Source organism: Mesorhizobium temperatum, from assembly GCF_002284575.1.
In the GTDB taxonomy this organism is placed as follows: Bacteria; Pseudomonadota; Alphaproteobacteria; order Rhizobiales; family Rhizobiaceae; genus Mesorhizobium; species Mesorhizobium temperatum.
The window spans coordinates 1-19,485 of the sequence record NZ_NPKJ01000013.1; the positions used below are offsets into that span (position 1 = coordinate 1).

The following is a 19,485-nucleotide window of genomic DNA, read 5'->3' on the forward strand; positions in this document are numbered from 1 at the left end:
GCGATGAGGCGCTCGGCATCGGCCAGAAGCAGCCCCTGATTGCCCTTCAAGGCCAGCACATAGTCGCCGCCGCGCCGCGTGCGCCACAATGGCGAGATCAGGTGGAACGGTGGCTTCGTCTACGTTTCCAAGACGCTGGCCGGCGAAGCGGTCGCCGCCACCGAAACCGAGGATGGTCAATGGGCGCTCAGCTTCCATGCCCATCCGCTCGGCATCCTCGACACCAGGCGCATGAAGCTTGTCCGCCGCAGCGCCACGCCAACCAAACCGCTTGGCGCTGCGGCGGACAGCACAGGGGGAAAACTGTAACCCATGTATCCGGTTCAAAGTGTTACCCATCTATCAACTGGACACCCCGCGCCGCCGGCAGCGCTCGCGACATGGCGCATGAAGCCGGCGAAGGCCTCGGCGAACGCCGTAGGGACAAGCTTGCGAAACAGTGTCGAGAAGGTGTCGTGCGAGGGAATGCCATGCGCCAGAGTGAGCACATTTCGCAGCATCGCTTCCTTTTCCTGCCCAAAGCGCCAGATGTCGGAGCAATTCTTGGCGCCGCACAGCATCGCAGCGAAGGCAATGAACAGTATCTCGCAAAAATCGTGTCGAGCGTTCTGGTCGCGCGGATCGAGATGACCGAACACAGCCTGGATCGTTTCCATCGAGAGCTCCCCAATTACGGANCGAGCCCTCCCAAGAATCCACAACCCGGCAATTGGCAAGCCATTTCCCAACTACTCAAATGCGATTCCCCTGCCTCAAGGGGGGAGAAAGCGCGACGATGGACCGTCGCTTAATCCAGACCCGAAAAACTCTCTTCGTCGAGCACTTCGGTTCCGCCAAGCCGGAACGGTGCGAAGGACGCGCGGTGCAGCCGCGCCACCGGTCCATGCATCTCGATCGCGGTGCGGTGGCGGACCGTGGCGTAGCCCATATGGAGTTCGAAACCGTAATGCGCGTGATGGCTGCCGCAGCCGCACATCATGCGGTCGCGCATCACCTTGGCGACGATCGAGGCGGCGGCGATCGACTGCGAGCGCTGGTCGCCCTTGATCAGCGCTCTGCCTTCGCATGGCAGTCCGGGCGGCACGTCGCGCCCGTCGGCCAAGGCTAATTTCGGCTGCACTGACAAGCCGACCAATGCGCGGCGCATCGCCTCGAGGCTGGCCTTGAGAATATTGCTGCCATCGATGCCTTCCGCGCTGACCGAAGCCATCGACACGCCAAGAGCGGAGCCGAGGATTTTCAGGAACAGCGCCTCGCGCTGCAGATGGCTGAGGCGCTTGGAATCGTCGAGGCCGTCGGGAATGTTGGCGGGATCGAGCACCACCGCTGCCGCCACGACCGGCCCGGCGAGCGGGCCACGGCCTGCCTCGTCCATTCCCGCCACCGGCCATAGGCCTTCGGCCATCGCCTTCGTCTCGAAGGAGAAATCGGGTCTCTCAACGATTTCGAAGAGAAGCGGAGAATCAGAGCGCGCGCGAGCCATGTTGCGGCGAGGTTCGCATCGGCTCCGATTCTCCGCAAGCCCCTCCGGGTCGGGTGAGGCACCGGACCCGGAGGGCACCGTCTGCAAGCCCGGGGACAAGGACAGGCCGGACGGGATTTTTCATGTGCCGCCGGCAGCGGCGGCACACGATGTCTTCACAGCAGCATCAGTTGCTCGGTTGCCTTGGCCGCGACGACGAACTGATCGGTCCTGAGCGACCGCCGTTCGGCGTTGAGGCCAAGCCGTTTGGCGGCGATCTCGAAGCGCCGGCCGATCTGCCAGGCATAGGGGCCGGAGCCTTTCATGCGCTTGCCCCAATCCGAATCGTAATCCTTGCCGTCGCGCATCGAGCGGATCAGCGACATGACGTGACGGTAGCGGTCCGGATAATGGCGCAGCAGCCAATCCTTGAAGATCGGCGCGACCTCCAGCGGCAGGCGCAGCACGACATAACCGGCCTCGCGCGCTCCTGCCGCACGTGCCGAATCGAGGATGCGTTCCATCTCCTGATCGGTCAGACCGGGGATGATCGGAGCGACCATGACCGAGGCCGGAATGCCGGCGTCCGAAAGCTGCCTGATCGCCTCCAGCCGCTTGGTCGGCGTCGACGCGCGTGGCTCCATCGTTCTGGCCAGCATCCGGTCGAGCGTCGTCACCGACAGCGCCACCTTGGCCAGACCGCGTTCGGCCATGCGCGACAGAATGTCGATGTCGCGCGTCACCAGCGCGGATTTGGTGACGATGCCGACCGGATGGCCGCGCGCTTCCAGCACTTCGAGGATCTCGCGCATGATCCGGTACTGCTTCTCGATCGGCTGATAGGGATCGGTGTTGGTGCCGATGGCGATGGTGCGCGGCTGGTAGCCGTCCTTCGACAGTTCCTTGTCGAGTAGCCGCGCCGCATCCGGCTTGGCGAACAGCCTCGTTTCGAAATCCAGCCCCGGCGACAGGCCCATGAAGCTGTGCGTCGGCCGCGCGAAGCAATAGACGCAGCCATGCTCGCAGCCGCGATAGGGGTTGATCGAACGGTCGAACGAAATGTCGGGCGATTCGTTACGGGTGATGATGGTGCGCGGCTTTTCGACCTGCACCTCGGTCTTGAAGGGCGGCAGCTCCTCCAGCGAGTTCCAGCCATCATCGAACACATGCCGGCTGACCGGTTCGAACCGACCGGAGGGGTTGATGCCGGCGGACCGGCCGCGATTGCGGTCTGGACGGATTCGGACGCCGCTCTGCTCGATCATTGCATTGGCCATCTCGGCCCTTCCAGCCCCGAAGGCGGCAATGTCGGCACGTACGATCTGTTCCATTTTTGCCCTCTCCCAGGGACTGTCGGCTGGCTGTCGAATCGCTCTGTTCATGAAAATAATCCTATTTTATCTATCAGAACAAAGCAAGAACATTTTTGCGATGCGACGCAAAAACTGGCACTGCGCCCCGCTTTCGGCTATTCGGCTAACGATGCTTAGCGTTCTCATCCAGACCCTGAATGACGAAGAGAGACTTGCCCGCACGCTTGCCTCGCTGATCGGCGGCGCGGTCGAGGGCGTGGTGCGCGATGTCATCGTCTGCGACACCGGCTCGACCGACCAGACGCACCGCGTTGCCGAACATGCCGGCTGCCTTTATGTGGCGAGCGGCGGTATTGCTGCCGGCATCAGGCAGGCCAAGGGCGACTGGCTGCTGCTGCTGGAGCCGGGGGCGCGGTTGGCGGAAGGCTGGATCGACGAGGTCGTCGCCCACACGGCCCGGCAAACCATGCCGGCGCGGTTTTCGCGGGCGCGCGGCAGTCGCGTGCCGTTCCTGTCGCGGGTGTTTTCGGGAAACCGGGCACTGGCCGAAGGGCTGGTGATCAGCAAGCGTCAGGCCGCGGCCTTATCGAAAAACGCCCGCAGCGCCGAAGCCATCGCCCGCGGCCTTGCGACCAAGAGGCTCGACGCCGAGATCTGGGTGGCGCCGGCGAAGTGACGGTCGTCTCTCTCCCCATAGCGGGCGAGGGAACGTCGCGTCCTTCGCCAGCCCGAGAGGAAGGCGATATGGGGCCGGGGATTCAGCCATTGCCGAGGAGCCCACCCATCTCGACGCCCTCGGCTAGTGCTGCTGCGACCAGCTTGCGTTCCAACGTGGCGAGCGGAAGCGTACGCTCGAGAGCCAGTGACAGGTACGCGGCATCGTAGGCGCTCAGCCCGTGGCTTGTAGCCAGCGCCAAAACAGATCCGTCACCGCCCGTTCCTGCATCCTCGAGCGGCAGGCGCCGCAACCGGCCCATTGCCGCGATCGCCTCGCCCGGAGCAATGCGGTTGCGGCGTTCGGCCATCAGAACGATGCTGCGGGCCTCGTGCCAGAACAGGGACAGCACCGGGCATTGTGCTGTCAATGCGCCAATCAGTGCTTCGGCTGCCTCACTGTGCTCCTCCGGAAGGAGCCATGCGGCCGCAACGGACGCATCAAGGTCGAAGGCCATCAGTGGCGATGGCCTTCATGTTTCCAAGCCAGAATCTCCTCGGTCGTGACGGGCTTGGCCCTGGCCCGCGAGCGCGGACCTCTTCGATCAGGGCGCCCAGGTCGTTGTTCTTGGGGATTCGGCTCAGTTTCGCGATCGGATGGTTGCCGCGCAAAATGATGACCTCCTCGCCGGCTTCGACCTTGGCCAGCAGATTGGAGAGGTGTGTCTTGGCCTTTCCGACCTTGACGATGATGGTCATGGTTCTCTCCTGAGGTCGCGCATGGACGCTGTCGTCGAGCGGCGTGTGGACAGCACGGCAATTGGGAATTTAGACGACCGTAGTGCGATTTTTCCGTGTTGATCAAGGCTTGGTCTTATCTCTATCGATAAGAGGATAATTGTCACCAGCGACATTGGTGCTGTGCCTTTATCCGGAGTGACTGAAGCAGGCGGCTGCATGCGATCGCTGTAATAGCCGAGCCTGATGGAATGCGCATTGGCGCGACACTCCTGGAAGGAATGCAGATGGAGGAATGCATATGCTTGTCGTCCTGCGGGAAACTCGCGATACTCGGCGACATTTCGGGGAGATCGCAGATGAATGTATCCAAATTCGTTCGTATCGCCTTGCTCGGAGCCGCTTGGTCAGTGCCGGCGATCGCTTTGGCGCAGGAATCGTCCCTTTGGTCGGTTTATGAGAACACGCTCAAATCGGCCAAGTACATCGATCTGACCCACGCCTTCGAGCCGGTGCAGCCTGTATGGCCAGGCTTCGCCAATGCCAAGTTCAAACCGACTGTCGCCGGTCGGGATATCGAGGGCTACGTCAAGGCCGGCGAAGAGTTCACCTACGACAAGCATGGGTTCGTTGCGACCGCCTACGAGTTGACGACGGACCAATATGGCACGCAGCTCGACCCACCCTCCCATTGGAATCCACTTGGTGCAACGATCAGCGACCTGCCGGCCACTTATGCCGTGCGGCCGCTCGTCGTGATCGACATCAGCGGCAAGGTGCAGACCGACGAAGGCTATCACCTCCAGGTCGCCGACATCGAAGAATGGGAAAAGGAGCACGGCCGCATACCGGAGGGTTCGGTCGTCTTCGTGCGTTCGGATTGGTACAAGAAATGGTCCGATGCCGCCCGCTTTAACCAGAAGCCGTTTCCAGGCGTCAGTTTGGACGCGCTGAAGTTCCTGCATCTGGAGCGGAAGATTCTGTTTCATGGTCATGAGCCGCTCGACACCGACACCACGCCCAATCTCGAGGGCGAACATTGGCTACTTCACAACGACTTCACGCAGGCAGAAGGCGTTGCAAACCTCGACAAGGTGCCTGAGGCTGGGGCGTTGGTTACAATCGGCTTTGCCAAGCCGCTTGGCGGGTCAGGCGGATATGCGCGTTACATCGCTATTGCACCCGCCGATTGGACGGAGGGCGTTTCGGTCACCGAAGCGCCTGGTGCGCCGCTTTCCCGGCAAAAGGCGCCGCTCAAGCGCGACGAGAACGGCGTCTTCCGTCCGACGCCCTGATCTCTGACGATATCATCGGGGGCTGCAGGGCCGTGGCGCGTCCCATTCCACGCGATTTGTCGCGTAAGTCGGGACAAAACGTTCAGACGACCAGCCCCTCCGGCGCTCGCGAAAACGTGACTGTCCCGACGATAGCCATCACAATTGCTGGCGCTATCGTGGCATGAGCGCCGATCCTGCCACGGGAGGCAGTCATGCTCCGCCTATCTGCCGCCGTCCTGCTGACCCTGGCTTTCTGGCCGTTCGCCGCGTCGGCCCAGGAAGAGTCGCCGCCGTCGAGATGCGTTGCGATCGCCGAAGCGCTGCCGTCGGCCACCTATGCCAGCTTCACAGCGCCAAAGGCGCAGACGCCTCCGCTGGCCGAGGCTTTCGTCGACGGCGACGTTACGATCACCTATGCCGGCCATTCGACCTACATCATCGAGACGCCTGCCGGCGTCAGGATCGCCACCGACTTTTCCGGCGTCTACGGCGCTGACCCGCTGCCGCGCGTGGTGACTATGAACAAGGCCCACCGCACCCATTATTCGGACCATCCGGATCCCGCCATCGAACATGTTCTGCGCGGCTGGAATCCCGAAGGCGGTCCGGCGCGGCACGCCCTTGTAGTGGACGATGTCTACATCCGCAACGTGCCGACGGATATCCGCAATGGCGGCGATCTCGGCAAGGACGGCAATTCCATCTTCATCTTCGAAGTGGCGGGGCTCTGCATCGGCCATCTCGGCCATCTGCACCACCGGCTGGAGGACGCACATTACGGCGCCATCGGCCGGCTCGACATCCTTATGGTGCCTATCGACGGCGGCATGACGCTGTCGCTCGACCGGATGACCGAAATCACCGCGCGGCTCTATTCCTCGATGATCCTGCCGATGCATCGCCATGCGACTCCGATCAGCGAATTCACAGGTAGGATGGGCGACGATTTCGCAGTGGAATTCCTTTCCGGCCGGTCGCTGACGGTTTCGCTGAAGACCCTGCCCGACCGGCCGACGATCGTCATTCTCGACGGGGTTTGATCGCTTCGTCGCGATGTTCTCCACCGTGCGCAACCTCTTCGTTCCACCTCGCTCGAAACACTCGCTGTCGCGAAATCAACGAGCCTTAATGCTCCGTCAAGCTTGCCGGAAAGTTTGCGACAACTCCTTCCATTGTGCATTGCACAAAATCTAGCCGGGGGTTACCATTCCTTTGTGCGGGCGGATGGGTTTGGGTAACGCCTGAGCGGTGAGCGGCCGACGCTTCGTCGACGCGCCCCTTATAGCTGAGGACCATGATGACCCTTTCAAGTCCTGACCAATCCGGTGCTGCAAGCCTCGAGTCGATTGCCCGAAACGGCAGCCTGCTGCGCCGCATTGCGGTGCGGATTCCGACCTATCTGTCGGACCTTCGCGAGAATCCGGCATGGCTGCCGATGTTCATGCTGGCGCGCACCATGCCGGCACGGCGGTTGCATTGGCGTGGCGCAAAACCGGTTCGATCCGCACAAAGGGCCGAGGAGACGATGTTCGCCGGCGTCGATCGTGACGCGGTGGTCGGCGCGCTCCGCTCGGACGGCCTCTTTTCCGGGCTTGCCCTGCCGCAGTCGATCCACGAGGAGATCGCCAGCTTTGCGCAGCGCACGCCTTGCTTCGGCAATTTCGACCGTCGCCTGGAGTTCCTGCCGGCCGAGCATGCCGAGGCCGAGAAGCACTTCGGCCGTCCCTTGCTCAGCGGCCATTTTTTCGAGCGGGTTCTCGACTGCAACGCTGCGCTTACCGTACAGCGCGACCCGCTGCTTCTCAACATCGCAGCCCATTATCTCGGCAGCCAGGCGAAGCTGATCACCACGCGCGTCTGGTGGAGCTTTCCGACGAGCTCCGTCTCCGACGCCGAGAAGAACCTGGCGTCGCTTGGCAAATACCACTTCGATCTCGACGATTGGCGGATGCTGAAATTCTTCTTCTATCTCAATCCGGTCGATGCCGAGACCGGTCCGCATGTCTATGTTCGCGGCAGCCATAATCGCCGCATCCTCAAGCATCAGATGACGCTTCTTGTCGGCCATCCCGCGGAAGAGGTTCTGAAGGTCTACGGCGCACAGAGCCCGATTACGCTGACCGGCGAGGCAGGTTTGGGCTTTGTCGAGGATCCGTTCGGCTTCCACATGGGCACCGTGCCGACGCGCAACCCGCGGCTGATGATGGAAGTCGGCTTCGGCGTTTCGCCGCCCTCGCGCCGGCGGTTCCACGGCGAGCCGGTTATTCGCTGATTTTTGGCGCTGATTTTTTGGCCCGAAACAGCCTTTTGGGAACCTGGCCTAACTTGTCTTGTCGCCGCCGCGCCGAAGATGTTCGTCCAGGCGCGGCATGATCTCGACGAAGTTGCAGGGCATGTGCCGGTAGTCGAGCTGCGGCTTTAAAATGCCGTCCCAGGCGTCCTTGCAGGCGCCGGGCGAACCCGGTAGCACGAAGACGAAGGTCGCGTTGACGACGCCGCCGGTCGCCCGGCTCTGGATCGTCGAAGTGCCGATCTTGTCGTAGGAAATGCGGTGGAACACTTCGGAAAAGCCGTCCATGCGCTTTTCGAAGATCGGCTCCAGCGCCTCCGGCGTCACATCGCGGCCGGTAAAGCCGGTGCCGCCGGTGGTGATGACGACATCGATCGCGTCGTCCCTCGACCAGCCCAGAACCTTGTCGCGGATTTTTTCGCGGTCGTCGGTGACGATGTCGCGGGCGGCCAGGATATGGCCGGCCTCCACGATGCGGTTGGCCAGCGTCTTGCCGGATTTGTCGTCGGCGAGGCCGCGCGTATCGGAAACGGTCAGCACCGCGATGCGCACGGGAATGAAGGAGCGGCTCTCGTCAATCCTGGCCATGCGTGTCAGCCTCCGATGTCATGCTTCGCGTCGCGGCGACGAACCAGTCGGGATGGCGGCTGCGGATATCGACGGCCGCGCGCTTGGCGACATTGCCGGTCTCGAACAGCCCGAAGCAGGTTGCGCCGGAACCGGACATCCGGGCGAACCCCGCTCCGGCCTTGTTGAGCACCGACAGCGCCTTGCCGACGGCGGGTTGGATCGCCCGCGCCGCGGGCTCGAGATCGTTGCGGGTGCTCTCCAGCCAGTTGCGTATACTGTGGAAGTCGAGGCTGCGCGGCAGCGGCGGCAGTCCCTCGTTGTTGCGATCGGAAAGCGCATTGAACACGTCGGCCGTAGAGATGGCAGTGCCGGGATTGACGAGAACCAGCCCGAGTGCGGGAAAGCCCGGCACGGCCGACAGTTCGTCGCCAACGCCGCGCGCGATCAATGGCTTTGCCATAAGGCACATGGGAACGTCGGCGCCCAGCGAGAGGCCGATCCGCGCCAGGTCGGCGTCGTCGAGGTCCAGTCTCCATGTCTCAGCCAGCCCGCGCAGCACCGTTGCGGCGTCGCTCGACCCGCCGCCGACGCCCGACGCGACCGGCAGGTTCTTTTCGAGCCTGATGGCGACCGGCGGCATATGCCGCTGACCGGCCTGCTCTCGCAACGCGTTGCGCGCTTTCACGACCAGATTGCTGGCGTCGAGCGGGACCGCGGAGGCGTATCGGCCCGACACGGAAAACCCGTCGCTGTCGGCAATCTCGATCTCGACCCTGTCGCCGAAGCGCGTGAACACCGCCAGGCTCTCGATCATGTGATAGCCATCGGCGCGCCTGCCGGTGACGTGAAGCGCGAGATTTATCTTGGCATGCGCATGCAATGCCCGAACGGTGATGCCGGAATCCGCTGTGTCAGTTGCGAGAGAGATGATGTCAGTCCTTGGCCAGACGGTATTCGCCGGTTTTCGGGTCCTTGACCAGCGTGCCCATTGTGCCGTTGGTAGCCTGTTTTTCGGTGCGCCGTATCTTGGCCGTCACGCGCTCGGCTTCCCTGATGAAGGAGCGATAGCCGAAATAGGCGAGCAGGCCGACTGCGATGAAGAAAATGATCTGCGGCATGTCAATCTCCTTCCTCGCAAGGCCGGCTGCGGTGGCCGGTCGGGTCGGTCAAGCTCTTAAGTTAGACGCTTTTGCCGGTTTTTCAAAGCCCGAAGCGCGCCCACAGCGCGCGCTCTTCCGCCGCATCGATCACGCCGCTTGCGGCAGCAGCGGCGATATCGGGCGCCGAAAAACCCCCTCTGCTCGAGCCGAACCAGCCGAAGCGGCCGAACAGGCCGCGCGGCGCCGTGATCAGTTTGAGCTGGGTTTTGGGCCCGAAACGGGTCTTCAGCACGCTGCGCATATCGCCGAGCGCATCGACAAGGCCGAGTTCCAGCCCCTTCTTGCCGGTCCAGAACAAGCCGGTGAACAGGTCCGGGTCGTCCTTGAGCTTGGGACCGCGCCGGTCCTTGACGAGGTCGATGAAGGTCTCGTGGACATCGAGCTGCAGCGCCTTCAACCGCTCGATATCTTCCTTTTTCTCGGGCTTGAACGGATCGAGCACCGCCTTGTTCTGGCCGGCAGTATGGACGCGGCGCTCGACGCCGATCTTCTTCAACAGTTCGGGAAAGCCGAACGAGGCCGACACCACGCCGATCGAACCGACGATGGACGACGGATCGGCAAAGATCTCGTCGCCGGCGATCGCGATCATGTAGCCGCCCGAAGCCGCCACGTCCTCGACGAAGACCAGAACCTTTTTGTTCTTCTCGGTCGCCAGGTCGCGAATGCGTCTGAAGATCAGCCGCGACTGCACCGGCGAGCCGCCCGGCGAATTGATCGAAATGGCGACCACGGGCGCATCGAAGGAAAACGCCTTCTCGATAGGGCCGGCAGTGGACGCGAGCGACAGGCTCGGACGGAACTGGCCGCCGCCGGGCATGATGGTGCCGTGCAGCCGGATGACGGGAATAACGACGATGTCGGAACGCCAGGATTTCGGCAACAGGCGATTCAGGAAGCGTTTCACGGGGTCTCCGCTCGATTGGCTTGAAGGCATGTAGGGATTCGCCGGCCAACGGCAATGCCGCGCCGCCGGCCGGTAGAAAAAGGCTCAGTCGCCGAACAGCGAAGCCAGCCCGTTGTTGATCATCTCGGTCCGCTCGGTTGGGCCGTCGCCCGATTGTGCATGCAGCATCAGCGGCGGGCGGATCGACAGTTTTCCGCGTGCGCCGAGTATTGCCCTGACGACAATGCGGATCGCCACTGCCTCGGGGCGAGGGTGGACGGCCAGCATCTCGGCGTCGCCGAAGCGGCCTAATATCGCATCGAGGATGGCGCCGAGCTGATCTGGCCGAGCAATCACGGCAAGACCACCGCGCGGCCTGACCACAGCAGCTGCACTTCGGATCCAGCTGTCGAACAGCCCATCTTCCATAACATGCGCCGCCTTCCTGAGCGGGTCGGGCGTGGCGCGATCCTCGGCGGCATTGAAGGGCGGGTTCATGATGACGAAATCGAAGGAATTGTCGGCAAGCCCGGCGGCTGTTCGCGCTTGGCCCGACAGCGCGACGTCGGCGGCGAGCACCGAGGCGCGGTCGTTGAGATGCGCATTGCCGGGGTGGGCAAGCGTCGTTGCGGCGAAGGCAGCCATCTCCGGAGACCGTTCGATGAGCACGGCCTCGGCATCAGGACAGCGCGACAGCACGGCTAGGCCTGCGGCACCGGCACCCGCGCCGAAATCGGCAAGGCGCCCGGCGAAGGCGGACGGCACGGAGGCCGCCAGCATCATGGCGTCCATACCGGCGCGATGGCCGGCCTGTTTCGGCTGCACAAGCCAGAACCGCCCGCGATGGAAGGCATCGACCGTATGGGCCGGCGTGTCCTGGACAAGGGTGGCGCGCGCCGCGGACATTATGTCTGGCGCATCTCGTTGGCGATGCCGGCATCCGTCAGGATGCGCCGCGCCGCATCGGCCTGGTCGGCATCGACCATGATGCGCCGGGGCAGGATGCCGATCGAACCGTCGAGCACGCTCATATTCTGGTCGGCGACGAAACAGCCGATGCCGGCATCGCGCATCAGCGATTCGACAAAGGAGATGATCACGGCATCGTTGGTGCGGATAAGCTCTATCATCGGACGAAACTCGCAGGTTGCAGCGTCTATGTAAATGTGGGTGGCTCCCGTCGCCACCTCGACCGCGCCAAATCGCCTCTTGCCGTGCCTGTGGATAGCGCCCTAGAGTCTGTGGCGGGATCAGGGTGCCGTCCGTGCGCATGACTTATAGACGGGAGTGTTTGTGGTGGGTGTCGTTCTCAACATCGAAAACGGGAAGCGGGAAGCCGCCTCCATAAAGGATCTCATCGACCTGACGGCGGCCGATATGGGGCGCGTCAACAAATTGATCCTGTCGAAGGCCGGTTCCGACGTCGAGATGATCCCGGAGATTGCCAACCACCTGATCTCGTCGGGCGGCAAGCGGCTGAGGCCGATGCTGACGCTCGCTTCAGCCCAGATGTTCGGCTATTCCGGCGAGGGCCATGTCAAGCTCGCCACATCAGTCGAGTTCATGCACACCGCCACGCTCCTCCACGACGATGTCGTTGACGAGAGCGGCATGCGGCGCGGCAATAAGACCGCCCGGATGATCTGGGGCAACCAGGCGAGCGTGCTGGTCGGCGATTTCCTGCTTGGCCAGGCTTTCCGCATGATGGTCGATGTCGGTTCGCTGGAAGCGCTCGACATCCTGTCCAGCGCCGCCTCGATCATTGCCGAGGGCGAGGTAATGCAGCTCGCCGCTGCCAAGAACCTCGAAACCACGGAGGATGAGCATTTCGCGGTGATCAAGGCCAAGACCGCGGCCCTGTTCTCGGCCGCCGCCGAGGTCGGTCCAGTTATCGCCCAGGCGACGCGAAACGATCGCGCGGCGCTGCGCTCCTATGGCATGAATCTCGGCCTTGCCTTCCAGCTGATCGACGATGCGCTGGATTATGGCGGCACCAGCAAGGATCTGGGCAAGAATGTCGGCGACGACTTCCGCGAAGGCAAAGTTACGCTGCCGGTGATTCTCGCCTACCGGCGCGGGACCAAGGCCGAGCGCACCTTCTGGAAGCGCGCCATCGAGGACAATTTCACCGACGACGCCGGGCTGGAAAAGGCGATCGGATTGATGACTCGCCACGGCGCGATCGCTGACACTATCGGGCGCGCCGGCCATTTCGGCGAGATCGCCCGCGACGCGCTGGCGCCGCTTGAAGCGACGCCGCAGAAATCGGCGCTGATCGACGTCATCGATTTCTGCATCAGCCGGGTGAACTGAAAGGCATCGCCGACATTTGGCCGGCACGGCGCCCTGCCCCCTCATCTTGGTTTCCCCGGAAGAACCATTGCGGCGAGCAGGCTGAAAACGATGCCTGCCGCAGCGAGCCAGAAGGCGACCTGAATGCCGTCGGCGACGGCGATCTTCAAGGCACCGCCCGTCAATCCGCCGACATGGCGGTTGGCAATCGCGATCAACACCGCCATGCCGATCGCATTGCCGACATTGAGCATGGTGGAAGCCATCCCCGATGCGACACCTTGCTCGTCATGGGAAACACCCGAGGCGGCGGCGATCCACATGGCAGTCCAGACGATGCCTTGTCCAACGCCGGAGATGATCAAGCCGGGTACGAGGGACAGATAGAAGCTGTCGGCGTCTGCACCGGATACCATCAGGGCCGTCCCGATCGCGCCGACGACCATGCCGCCGACCAGCGTCGCGCGTGTCGAAAAACGCGTTGCCAGACGTTCGCCGACCTGGGTGCCGGCCGCGATGGCGATGGATGGCACCAGGAACGCCAAGCCGGTCTGCAAGGCGGTGAAACCATGCACGTTCTGCAGCAGCACGGTGAGGAAGTAAGGCAGCGCCCCGAAAGTCCCCATGTAGAGGAAGGTGATCGTCATGCCGGCGACGAGGCTGCGGGTGTGGAACAGGCGCAGCGGCATCAGCGGATCGGCGCTCCTGGCCTCTATCACCGCGAAGGTGGTCAGGAAAATTACCGCCAGCAAGGTGCTGGCGATGATCGCAGTCGACCACCAGCCATATTCGGGCCCTTGAACCAGCGTGAAGACGAGCAAGGTCGCGCCGGTGGTGACGGCCAGCGCGCCCGGCAGATCGAAGCTGCGGTGTTCGTGCCGCTTGCCGTCACGCGGAATGATGGCGAAAGCCGCGACGATGGCGACCCCGGCCAAAAGCACGTTGACATAGAAGACGGAGGGCCAGCCGAAGGCGCTGGTGAGAAGCCCTCCCGCCAGCGAGCCGAGCGTCAGGCCGCTCGCTCCGGCGCCGCCCCAGACCGCAAGCGCCCGGTTGCGCTCCGGCCCCTCGGCAAACAGGCGGTTGATCAGCGACAGCGTGGCCGGGAACAGGAACGCGGCGCCGATGCCTTGCACCGCACGTGCCGCGATGATGACTTGCGGCGACCAGGCGAGGCCGCCGACCAGGGACGAAATCGCATAGAGCCAAAGCGCGAAGATGAAAACGCGGCGCTGGCCGATCAGGTCGGCGGCCCGACCGCCGAACAGCAGGAAGCCACCGGTGAACACGGTGTAGGCGCTGACCACCCATTGCAGGGTCTGGCCCGAAAAGCCCAGCCCGTCACCGATTTCCGGCAACGCCACGAAGACGATGTTGAGGTCGAGTGCGATGATGAGCTGCGCGAAAGCGAGCAATGCCAGCGTGGCGCCGCGCTTCGCGCCGACCCCTGTTGCCCCGGCGAACGGCGCGCCCTGATCGAGTGAACTCATGTCAATCTCCATGTCGACGATTCTTTATCGATCGACAAAGAATTGGGTTTGCAATCCGAAGTCAAGCGGATTATTTGTTGATCGATAAAAAATGGAGATCGCAATGGCGGGAAGGCCAAGGGAGTTCGATCGGGACCAGGCGCTGGAGAAGGCCCGCGACGCCTTCTGGACGCGCGGCTATGAGGGCACCTCGATGGCCGATCTCGTGTCGGCGCTCGGTCTGGCTTCGCCGCGCATCTATGCCGCTTTCGGCTCGAAGGAGGACCTGTTTCGCGAGGCGGTGGCGCTTTACGAGGCCAATGAAGGCGGCTTCGCCACCCGCGCGCTGGCCGAGGAACCGACGGCCCGGCGGGTCATCGAGCGGATGTTGCGAGAAGCCGTCGAGACCTACACCAGGCCGGGGTGGCCGCAGGGCTGCATGGTGGTGTCGGCCGCGACCAACTGCGCCGTTGAAAACGACAGTGTGCTCCACTGGCTGGCGGAGCATCGCCTGGCCCGCACCGCATCGATCGTCGAGCGACTGAAGCAGGGCGTTCGAGACGGAGAGCTGAAGCCGGATACGGATGCCGAAACGTTGGGCGATTACTACGCGACGCTCATGCACGGTCTCTCGGTGCAGGCGCGCGACGGCGTGCCGAAAGAGCGGCTGCACGCTCTGATCACCGTGGCAATGCAGTCGCTGGACGCAAGACTCATCCAGGGGGCCTGAGCTTCATCGACCGGCGCCGGAAATCTGCACGGAATTCCCGGGCAGATCAGCAGATACTCATGGGCATGTCGAGATCACGAAAACGACCACGTGCTCTTCAGCAGCGCCACGAGCTGGCTCTGACGGCTAGTTTCGGTCTTCCGGAAGACTCGCTCGAGATAGGTGCGGGCCGATTTGACGGCGATGCCGATTTCCATGGCCGCCTCCTGCAACGAAAGGCCCGAGGCAAGCTCGACGGCGAGCCGGGCTTCTGCCGGCGTCAGGTCGAACAGGCCTGAAAGGATATTGGGCGATGGAACAGTCGCGCCGATGCCGACTGCGGTTGCCGCAACGAGAATGTCCGCGCCCGAAAAAATATCATGCGCGGCGCGGCGCAGCGGCAACAGGTGAACGACCAGCGCGGACCGCCCCTTGATGGCAGCGACGGGGATGGACCGCACGACGCGGTTATCCCGGTTCTGCGCGATGGCCTGCTGGAAAAGCGCGTTTGCCGGTTCATCGGCAATCGCCATGCCGGCATGGGCCGTGGGAAGGAAGACGTCGGCCATGTCTTCGAAAAGCGGATTGGCCGTCAGCACGCGGCCCGATCCACTCATGATTGCAGCCGGCAGCCCGATTTCCCTCAGAATGGATACGGCGGTCCTGGCCCGTTCCAGACTCAGGCGCCCGGCGACAAGGCCGGCCCGTGCGAGATGCGGACGCAGTCCGTTCAACAGATCGATTGCGGCCTGATCGTAACTCCCGTCCTTCAGCCAGCGCTGGAAGACAAAAAGGACACGCTCGCCGCCAGGCATGGCGATGGATGTGCATACATGCGACCCGATGCCAAATGCCGTTGCACCTTTGCGGGCGGGATCGCGCTCGATCTCCTCGCCGGTCATGAAATCGTCGACCCGTACAAAACTTGCCAGGTGCGCGCTGCACATCCGCTGCACGCTCTTGGAAAACTTCCAGGTATCCCCCTCCATGAACTCATCGAGCAAGGTCTGGACATGCGCTTCGGTGATGGCGCGTACCGGCGAGTGATCGCTGACTACAAAGATCGCGCCGTTTGCCGAGCGGGAGATCGCGCTTGCCGCTGCCAATACCTCCGGCCACAGCTCGGCCGCGAACGCCGCTTCGTAGATTCGATCGACAATGGCGAAGGTCTGCTCGTCCTGCGGCATTTCCAGCATCGGCATCTTCCTGGGCGAAGCAACAGCATCCATCTGCACGGTTCCACGCATCATTCCGCTGCGGAAATTTTCGACGCCCGCCGCTTACGGATCGCTTACGGCATCGGGGTGCCGTTCCTGCAGCAGGACAGGCCGGCGGCCCGCCAGGCCGGCAAAGCGCGGTCGACGGTCGCAGTTGGGCGCTCCTAGCGTGGTTTTTAATCGCATGACCCGATTGTGAATTCGGGCGGGTTGAAGCATGACCCCAAAAAGGCCATCCTTTGCCTGGAAAAGATCGAGTCTACGGCGATCCCGCTGACGCGGCTTTGACTGAAAGGGATACGATGCGGCAAGGATGTGCGCGCTGGCTGACAGGGCTGGCAGTTTTGACGGGCATGGCGATCTCCGGTCTGCCTGCCTATGCCAAAGAGACCACCGAGCCAGTCAATATCACGTCGTTCTCGGGGGCCTATCTTGCCGCGCGGGTCGCCGAAGGCGACAATGATCTCGACAGCGCCATCGCCTACTACAAGCAGGCGCTCGCCTTCGCTCCCGGTGATACGTCGTTGCAGCAAAGCCTGATGCTGTCGCTGATCGCGCAAGGGCGCTTCGAAGAATCCCTGGTCTATGCCGACAAGCTCAAGACGGTTCCCGACGTCGAGCGGTTCTCGCGCCTGGCGCTGGCTGTCGGCTCCTTTCACAAAAAGGATTTCACCAAGGCCGAATACTGGCTCAAGCTTTCGCTCGAATCCGATCTCGACCGGCTGATCTCCGGCGTCATGACCGGCTGGGCCAAACAGGGCGGCGGCGACGCCAGCGAGGCGATGGCCTCCATCGACAGGCTGCAGGGTCCGGACTGGTTCGGCCTCTTCAAATCCTTCCATCGCGCGCTGATCGCCGACGCTTCGGGCCTGCCAGAAAAGGCGGATGCCATCTATGCCGCGACGCTGCAGGACACCGCGACCGGTAGTGCGGCGCCCGAAACCTGGATGCGCAATGCGCAGGCCTATGCTTCCTTCCTTGCCCGCAAGGGCGACGAAGACAAGGCGCTGTCCGTGCTCGATCAGGCCGAGGCATTTGCCCCCGGCAAGGTCGAGATATCAGCGCTTCGCGACAAGATCACCAAGGGCGAGAAGGTCGAACCCTTCGTTGTAGGCGCGTCCGACGGCGCCTCGGAAATTCTGCTCGATCTCGCCACCGCGCTCAATCGCGGTGGCGGCGAGCCGTTCGTTCGCCTCTATCTGCAATATGCCCTGGCACTGCGGCCCGACAGCGACGCGGCCCTTGTCCAACTCGCCGCCGTTTCCGAGCAGTTGAAGGACGGCGAGGGCGCCATCGCCTTCTATCGCCGCATCCCGGCCAGTTCGCCACTGAAGGCGCTTTCGGAACTGCAGCTCGGCCTCAACCTTGCCGATCTCGACCGCTATGACGAGGCCATCGCCCATCTGAAGGCCCTCGTCCAAGCGCATCCCGACGACATGCGTGCCTATCAGGCGCTCGGTGGCGTCTATGCCTCAAAGGAGGATTTCCGCTCCGCGGCCGGTCTCTATGACAAGGCGGCAGCGATGCTGAAGACCCCGACCCGCGCTGACTGGAATATTTTCTACCAGCGCGGCATCGCCTATGAGCGGCTGAAGGAGTGGCCCAAGGCCGAGCCGAATTTTCGCAAGGCGCTGGAATTGTTCCCCGACCAGCCGCAGGTTCTGAACTATCTCGGCTATTCCTGGGTGGACATGAACATCAACCTCGAGGAAGGCCTTCAGATGATCCAGAAGGCCGTCGACCTCAGGCCGAGCGACGGCTACATCGTCGATTCGCTGGGCTGGGCCTATTTCCGCATGGGCAGGTTTGAAGACGCTGTGCGCGAAATGGAACGCGCCGTGTCGCTGAAGCCGGAAGATCCGGTGCTGAACGATCACCTCGGCGATGCCTATTGGCGCGTCGGCCGCAGGCTGGAAGCCACCTTCCAGTGGAACCAGGCCCGCGACCTGAAGCCGGATCCCGACGTGCTCGCCGCCTTGCAGCAGAAACTGCTGAAGGGCCTGCCGCCGATCGAATCCAACACTGCGCAGGAAACCCCGAAGGTCAAGCCGGAACCGGCGCCCGCGCCGAAGGGCTGACCCTTCGCCTTGACGCTTGGCGGGCGGCGCTCTAGAGCCTGATCCCGAAAAGTTGCAGACTTTTCGGACAAGATCATGCGGCCTCATCCAACCGGTGCCGCATCCCGCCGCTCCGTCGAGGCCGCCGTGACCGTTGATATCCCAGCCCATATGCATCCCAGCCGCTCGTTCCAGGGGCTGATCCTGACCTTGCATAACTACTGGGCGGACTATGGCTGCGTCGTTCTCCAGCCCTATGACATGGAAGTCGGCGCCGGCACGTTCCATCCGGCGACGACACTGCGCGCGCTCGGGCCAAAGCGCTGGAACGCGGCCTACGTGCAGCCTTCGCGCCGGCCCAAGGACGGGCGCTACGGCGAGAACCCGAACCGGCTGCAGCACTATTACCAATACCAGGTGATCCTTAAGCCGAACCCGCCCAATCTGCAGGAGCTTTATCTCGGCTCGCTGGCGGCCATCGGCGTCGATCCGCTTCTGCATGACATCCGCTTCGTCGAGGACGACTGGGAAAGCCCGACGCTCGGCGCCTGGGGGCTGGGCTGGGAGTGCTGGTGCGACGGCATGGAAGTGTCGCAGTTCACTTATTTCCAGCAGGTCTGCGGCATCGAATGCGCGCCGGTGGCGGGCGAACTCACCTACGGGCTGGAGCGGCTGGCCATGTATGTGCAGGGCGTCGACAATGTCTACGACCTCAACTTCAACGGCCGCGACGGCGCCGACAAGGTGACATATGGCGACGTTTTCCTGCAGGCCGAGCAGGAATATTCCCGGCACAATTTCGAATTCGCCAATACGGCGATGCTGCTCCGGCATTTCGAGGACGCCGAAGCTGAGTGCAAGGCGCTGCTCGACGCCGGCGCGCCTTTCTCCCCCCTCGAGGGGGAGATGCCCGCGAAGCGGGCAGAAGGGGTTGCCTCAGAAGGCACTGCAGGTAGGACGTCGAGCACTGCTCGAGCGACCTCTCCCGGCCAGGCTTCGTCTGGCCACCCTCCCCCCAAGGGGGAGGGGAACCACCGCCTGGTATTCCCCGCCTACGACCAGTGCATCAAGGCCAGCCACGTCTTCAACCTGCTCGACGCGCGCGGCGTGATTTCCGTCACCGAGCGGCAGAGCTACATCTTGCGGGTACGCAATCTGGCGAAAGCCTGCGGCGAGGCGTTTTTGCTGACGCAGGCTGGCGGGCTGGCGGCTTAGCTCCAGAGGCTATTTGCGATTTCGACTGAAGCGCTGATTGGCAATACGCCTTGGCCGCTGGAGCCAGCCATAGTCCGCAGCGCTTGTCTAACGCCAGGCATCGCGAACGTCCCATGAGCCTGGGCTGCGAAACAGGCGCTGAGCGCGAGGATCTGTAGGAATGTCGATGCCGTCTT

General features: G+C 63.1%; 20 protein-coding genes and 2 pseudogenes. 9 read left to right on the top strand and 13 right to left on the bottom strand.

The features are described 5' to 3' along the window. Positions 1-72: 72 nt before the first annotated feature. Positions 73-309 (top strand): annotated as a pseudogene (locus CIT26_RS02330) (integrase); the annotation flags it as partial. 14 nt (positions 310-323) lie between these two features. Here CIT26_RS02330 and CIT26_RS02335 read toward each other — a convergent pair. The 3 genes from CIT26_RS02335 to CIT26_RS02345 all read right to left on the bottom strand — a co-directional run bounded on the left by CIT26_RS02335 (position 324) and on the right by CIT26_RS02345 (position 2,793). Continuing rightward, positions 324-656, bottom strand: a complete 333-nt coding sequence (locus CIT26_RS02335) for a transposase family protein (RefSeq protein ID WP_095491068.1) — start codon at positions 654-656, stop codon at positions 324-326. Between the two features lie 131 nt (positions 657-787). Continuing rightward, positions 788-1,483: a ribonuclease HII gene (locus tag CIT26_RS02340; RefSeq protein WP_095491069.1), complete on the bottom strand. Its 696-nt coding sequence runs from the start codon at positions 1,481-1,483 to the stop codon at positions 788-790. A 155-nt stretch (positions 1,484-1,638) separates the two neighbouring features. Then, on the bottom strand, positions 1,639-2,793 hold the full coding sequence (locus CIT26_RS02345) for a PA0069 family radical SAM protein (protein WP_143747767.1): 1,155 nt from the start codon (positions 2,791-2,793) through the stop codon (positions 1,639-1,641). 151 nt (positions 2,794-2,944) lie between these two features. Here CIT26_RS02345 and CIT26_RS02350 point away from each other — a divergent pair, with 151 nt between their 5' ends. Next, complete coding sequence (locus CIT26_RS02350) at positions 2,945-3,451, top strand: glycosyltransferase (RefSeq protein ID WP_095491071.1); 507 nt, start codon at positions 2,945-2,947, stop codon at positions 3,449-3,451. A gap of 82 nt (positions 3,452-3,533) precedes the next feature. On the opposite strand, the gene CIT26_RS02355 is transcribed toward CIT26_RS02350, so the two are convergent. Beyond that, positions 3,534-3,950, bottom strand: a complete 417-nt coding sequence (locus tag CIT26_RS02355; protein ID WP_095491072.1) for a type II toxin-antitoxin system VapC family toxin — start codon at positions 3,948-3,950, stop codon at positions 3,534-3,536. After that, positions 3,947-4,188 (bottom strand): annotated as a pseudogene (locus CIT26_RS02360) (type II toxin-antitoxin system Phd/YefM family antitoxin). Before CIT26_RS02360 ends, CIT26_RS02355 begins: the two are co-directional and overlap by 4 nt. 338 nt (positions 4,189-4,526) lie before the next feature. Between CIT26_RS02360 and CIT26_RS02365 the strand changes: the two are divergent. The 3 genes from CIT26_RS02365 to CIT26_RS02375 all read left to right on the top strand — a co-directional run bounded on the left by CIT26_RS02365 (position 4,527) and on the right by CIT26_RS02375 (position 7,716). Then, the gene (locus CIT26_RS02365; RefSeq protein WP_095491073.1) at positions 4,527-5,462 is read left to right on the top strand and encodes a cyclase family protein; all 936 of its coding nucleotides are present in this window, start codon (positions 4,527-4,529) and stop codon (positions 5,460-5,462) included. 194 nt (positions 5,463-5,656) lie between these two features. Beyond that, positions 5,657-6,484, top strand: coding sequence for an MBL fold metallo-hydrolase (locus CIT26_RS02370; RefSeq protein WP_095491074.1), 828 nt, complete (start codon positions 5,657-5,659; stop codon positions 6,482-6,484). Positions 6,485-6,741: 257 nt separating this feature from the next. After that, a complete protein-coding gene (locus CIT26_RS02375) occupies positions 6,742-7,716 on the top strand; it encodes a phytanoyl-CoA dioxygenase family protein (RefSeq protein WP_095491075.1) in 975 nt (324 codons plus the stop codon). A gap of 48 nt (positions 7,717-7,764) precedes the next feature. Here CIT26_RS02375 and moaB read toward each other — a convergent pair whose 3' ends face one another. From moaB to CIT26_RS02405, 6 genes are all read right to left on the bottom strand, one after another. Then, a complete protein-coding gene (gene moaB / locus CIT26_RS02380; RefSeq protein ID WP_095491076.1) occupies positions 7,765-8,322 on the bottom strand; it encodes a molybdenum cofactor biosynthesis protein B in 558 nt (185 codons plus the stop codon). Then, positions 8,309-9,199: a 4-(cytidine 5'-diphospho)-2-C-methyl-D-erythritol kinase gene (locus CIT26_RS02385; RefSeq protein WP_095491077.1), complete on the bottom strand. Its 891-nt coding sequence runs from the start codon at positions 9,197-9,199 to the stop codon at positions 8,309-8,311. Before CIT26_RS02385 ends, moaB begins: the two co-directional genes overlap by 14 nt. Before the next feature lie 37 nt (positions 9,200-9,236). After that, positions 9,237-9,422: a hypothetical protein gene (locus CIT26_RS02390; RefSeq protein WP_095491078.1), complete on the bottom strand. Its 186-nt coding sequence runs from the start codon at positions 9,420-9,422 to the stop codon at positions 9,237-9,239. 82 nt (positions 9,423-9,504) lie between these two features. Continuing rightward, positions 9,505-10,371 carry a S49 family peptidase gene (locus tag CIT26_RS02395; RefSeq protein ID WP_095491079.1) on the bottom strand — a complete coding sequence of 289 codons (867 nt, stop codon included), beginning with the start codon at positions 10,369-10,371 and terminating at the stop codon, positions 9,505-9,507. An 84-nt stretch (positions 10,372-10,455) separates the two neighbouring features. Next, positions 10,456-11,256 carry a tRNA1(Val) (adenine(37)-N6)-methyltransferase gene (locus CIT26_RS02400; protein WP_095491080.1) on the bottom strand — a complete coding sequence of 267 codons (801 nt, stop codon included), beginning with the start codon at positions 11,254-11,256 and terminating at the stop codon, positions 10,456-10,458. Next, positions 11,256-11,480, bottom strand: a complete 225-nt coding sequence (locus CIT26_RS02405) for a putative signal transducing protein (RefSeq protein WP_095491081.1) — start codon at positions 11,478-11,480, stop codon at positions 11,256-11,258. The genes CIT26_RS02400 and CIT26_RS02405 overlap by 1 nt, the downstream gene beginning before the upstream one ends. A gap of 166 nt (positions 11,481-11,646) precedes the next feature. Between CIT26_RS02405 and CIT26_RS02410 the strand changes: the two genes are divergently transcribed. Further along, positions 11,647-12,663, top strand: a complete 1,017-nt coding sequence (locus CIT26_RS02410) for a polyprenyl synthetase family protein (protein ID WP_095491082.1) — start codon at positions 11,647-11,649, stop codon at positions 12,661-12,663. A gap of 41 nt (positions 12,664-12,704) precedes the next feature. Here the strand turns inward: CIT26_RS02410 and CIT26_RS02415 are convergent, their stop codons facing one another. Beyond that, the gene (locus CIT26_RS02415) at positions 12,705-14,132 is read right to left on the bottom strand and encodes an MFS transporter (protein ID WP_245319025.1); all 1,428 of its coding nucleotides are present in this window, start codon (positions 14,130-14,132) and stop codon (positions 12,705-12,707) included. A gap of 103 nt (positions 14,133-14,235) precedes the next feature. Between CIT26_RS02415 and CIT26_RS02420 the strand changes: the two genes are divergently transcribed. After that, positions 14,236-14,841 carry a TetR/AcrR family transcriptional regulator gene (locus tag CIT26_RS02420; protein WP_095491084.1) on the top strand — a complete coding sequence of 202 codons (606 nt, stop codon included), beginning with the start codon at positions 14,236-14,238 and terminating at the stop codon, positions 14,839-14,841. Positions 14,842-14,915: 74 nt separating this feature from the next. Here CIT26_RS02420 and CIT26_RS02425 read toward each other — a convergent pair whose 3' ends face one another. Next, entirely contained in the window at positions 14,916-16,049 is a 1,134-nt protein-coding gene (locus tag CIT26_RS02425) for a helix-turn-helix transcriptional regulator (protein WP_245319028.1), read from the bottom strand. A gap of 290 nt (positions 16,050-16,339) precedes the next feature. On the opposite strand from CIT26_RS02425, the gene CIT26_RS02430 reads away from it, so the two are divergent. Further along, a complete protein-coding gene (locus CIT26_RS02430) occupies positions 16,340-18,115 on the top strand; it encodes a tetratricopeptide repeat protein (RefSeq protein WP_095491085.1) in 1,776 nt (591 codons plus the stop codon). Between the two features lie 126 nt (positions 18,116-18,241). Further along, positions 18,242-19,309 carry a glycine--tRNA ligase subunit alpha gene (locus CIT26_RS02435; protein ID WP_245319038.1) on the top strand — a complete coding sequence of 356 codons (1,068 nt, stop codon included), beginning with the start codon at positions 18,242-18,244 and terminating at the stop codon, positions 19,307-19,309. Positions 19,310-19,485 lie beyond the last annotated feature (176 nt).

Coding starts and splice junctions, on each gene's coding strand:
- CIT26_RS02345 (WP_143747767.1), bottom strand. CDS start 2,793: ATGGAACAGATCGTACGTGCCGACATTGCCGCCTTCGGGGCTGGAAGG.
- CIT26_RS02390 (WP_095491078.1), bottom strand. CDS start 9,422: ATGCCGCAGATCATTTTCTTCATCGCAGTCGGCCTGCTCGCCTATTTC.
- CIT26_RS02375 (WP_095491075.1), top strand. CDS start 6,742: ATGACCCTTTCAAGTCCTGACCAATCCGGTGCTGCAAGCCTCGAGTCG.
- CIT26_RS02425 (WP_245319028.1), bottom strand. CDS start 16,049: ATGGATGCTGTTGCTTCGCCCAGGAAGATGCCGATGCTGGAAATGCCG.
- CIT26_RS02400 (WP_095491080.1), bottom strand. CDS start 11,256: ATGTCCGCGGCGCGCGCCACCCTTGTCCAGGACACGCCGGCCCATACG.
- CIT26_RS02370 (WP_095491074.1), top strand. CDS start 5,657: ATGCTCCGCCTATCTGCCGCCGTCCTGCTGACCCTGGCTTTCTGGCCG.
- CIT26_RS02405 (WP_095491081.1), bottom strand. CDS start 11,480: ATGATAGAGCTTATCCGCACCAACGATGCCGTGATCATCTCCTTTGTC.
- CIT26_RS02340 (WP_095491069.1), bottom strand. CDS start 1,483: ATGGCTCGCGCGCGCTCTGATTCTCCGCTTCTCTTCGAAATCGTTGAG.
- CIT26_RS02420 (WP_095491084.1), top strand. CDS start 14,236: ATGGCGGGAAGGCCAAGGGAGTTCGATCGGGACCAGGCGCTGGAGAAG.
- CIT26_RS02365 (WP_095491073.1), top strand. CDS start 4,527: ATGAATGTATCCAAATTCGTTCGTATCGCCTTGCTCGGAGCCGCTTGG.
- CIT26_RS02415 (WP_245319025.1), bottom strand. CDS start 14,132: ATGAGTTCACTCGATCAGGGCGCGCCGTTCGCCGGGGCAACAGGGGTC.
- CIT26_RS02335 (WP_095491068.1), bottom strand. CDS start 656: ATGGAAACGATCCAGGCTGTGTTCGGTCATCTCGATCCGCGCGACCAG.
- CIT26_RS02430 (WP_095491085.1), top strand. CDS start 16,340: ATGCGGCAAGGATGTGCGCGCTGGCTGACAGGGCTGGCAGTTTTGACG.
- CIT26_RS02350 (WP_095491071.1), top strand. CDS start 2,945: ATGCTTAGCGTTCTCATCCAGACCCTGAATGACGAAGAGAGACTTGCC.
- moaB (WP_095491076.1), bottom strand. CDS start 8,322: ATGGCCAGGATTGACGAGAGCCGCTCCTTCATTCCCGTGCGCATCGCG.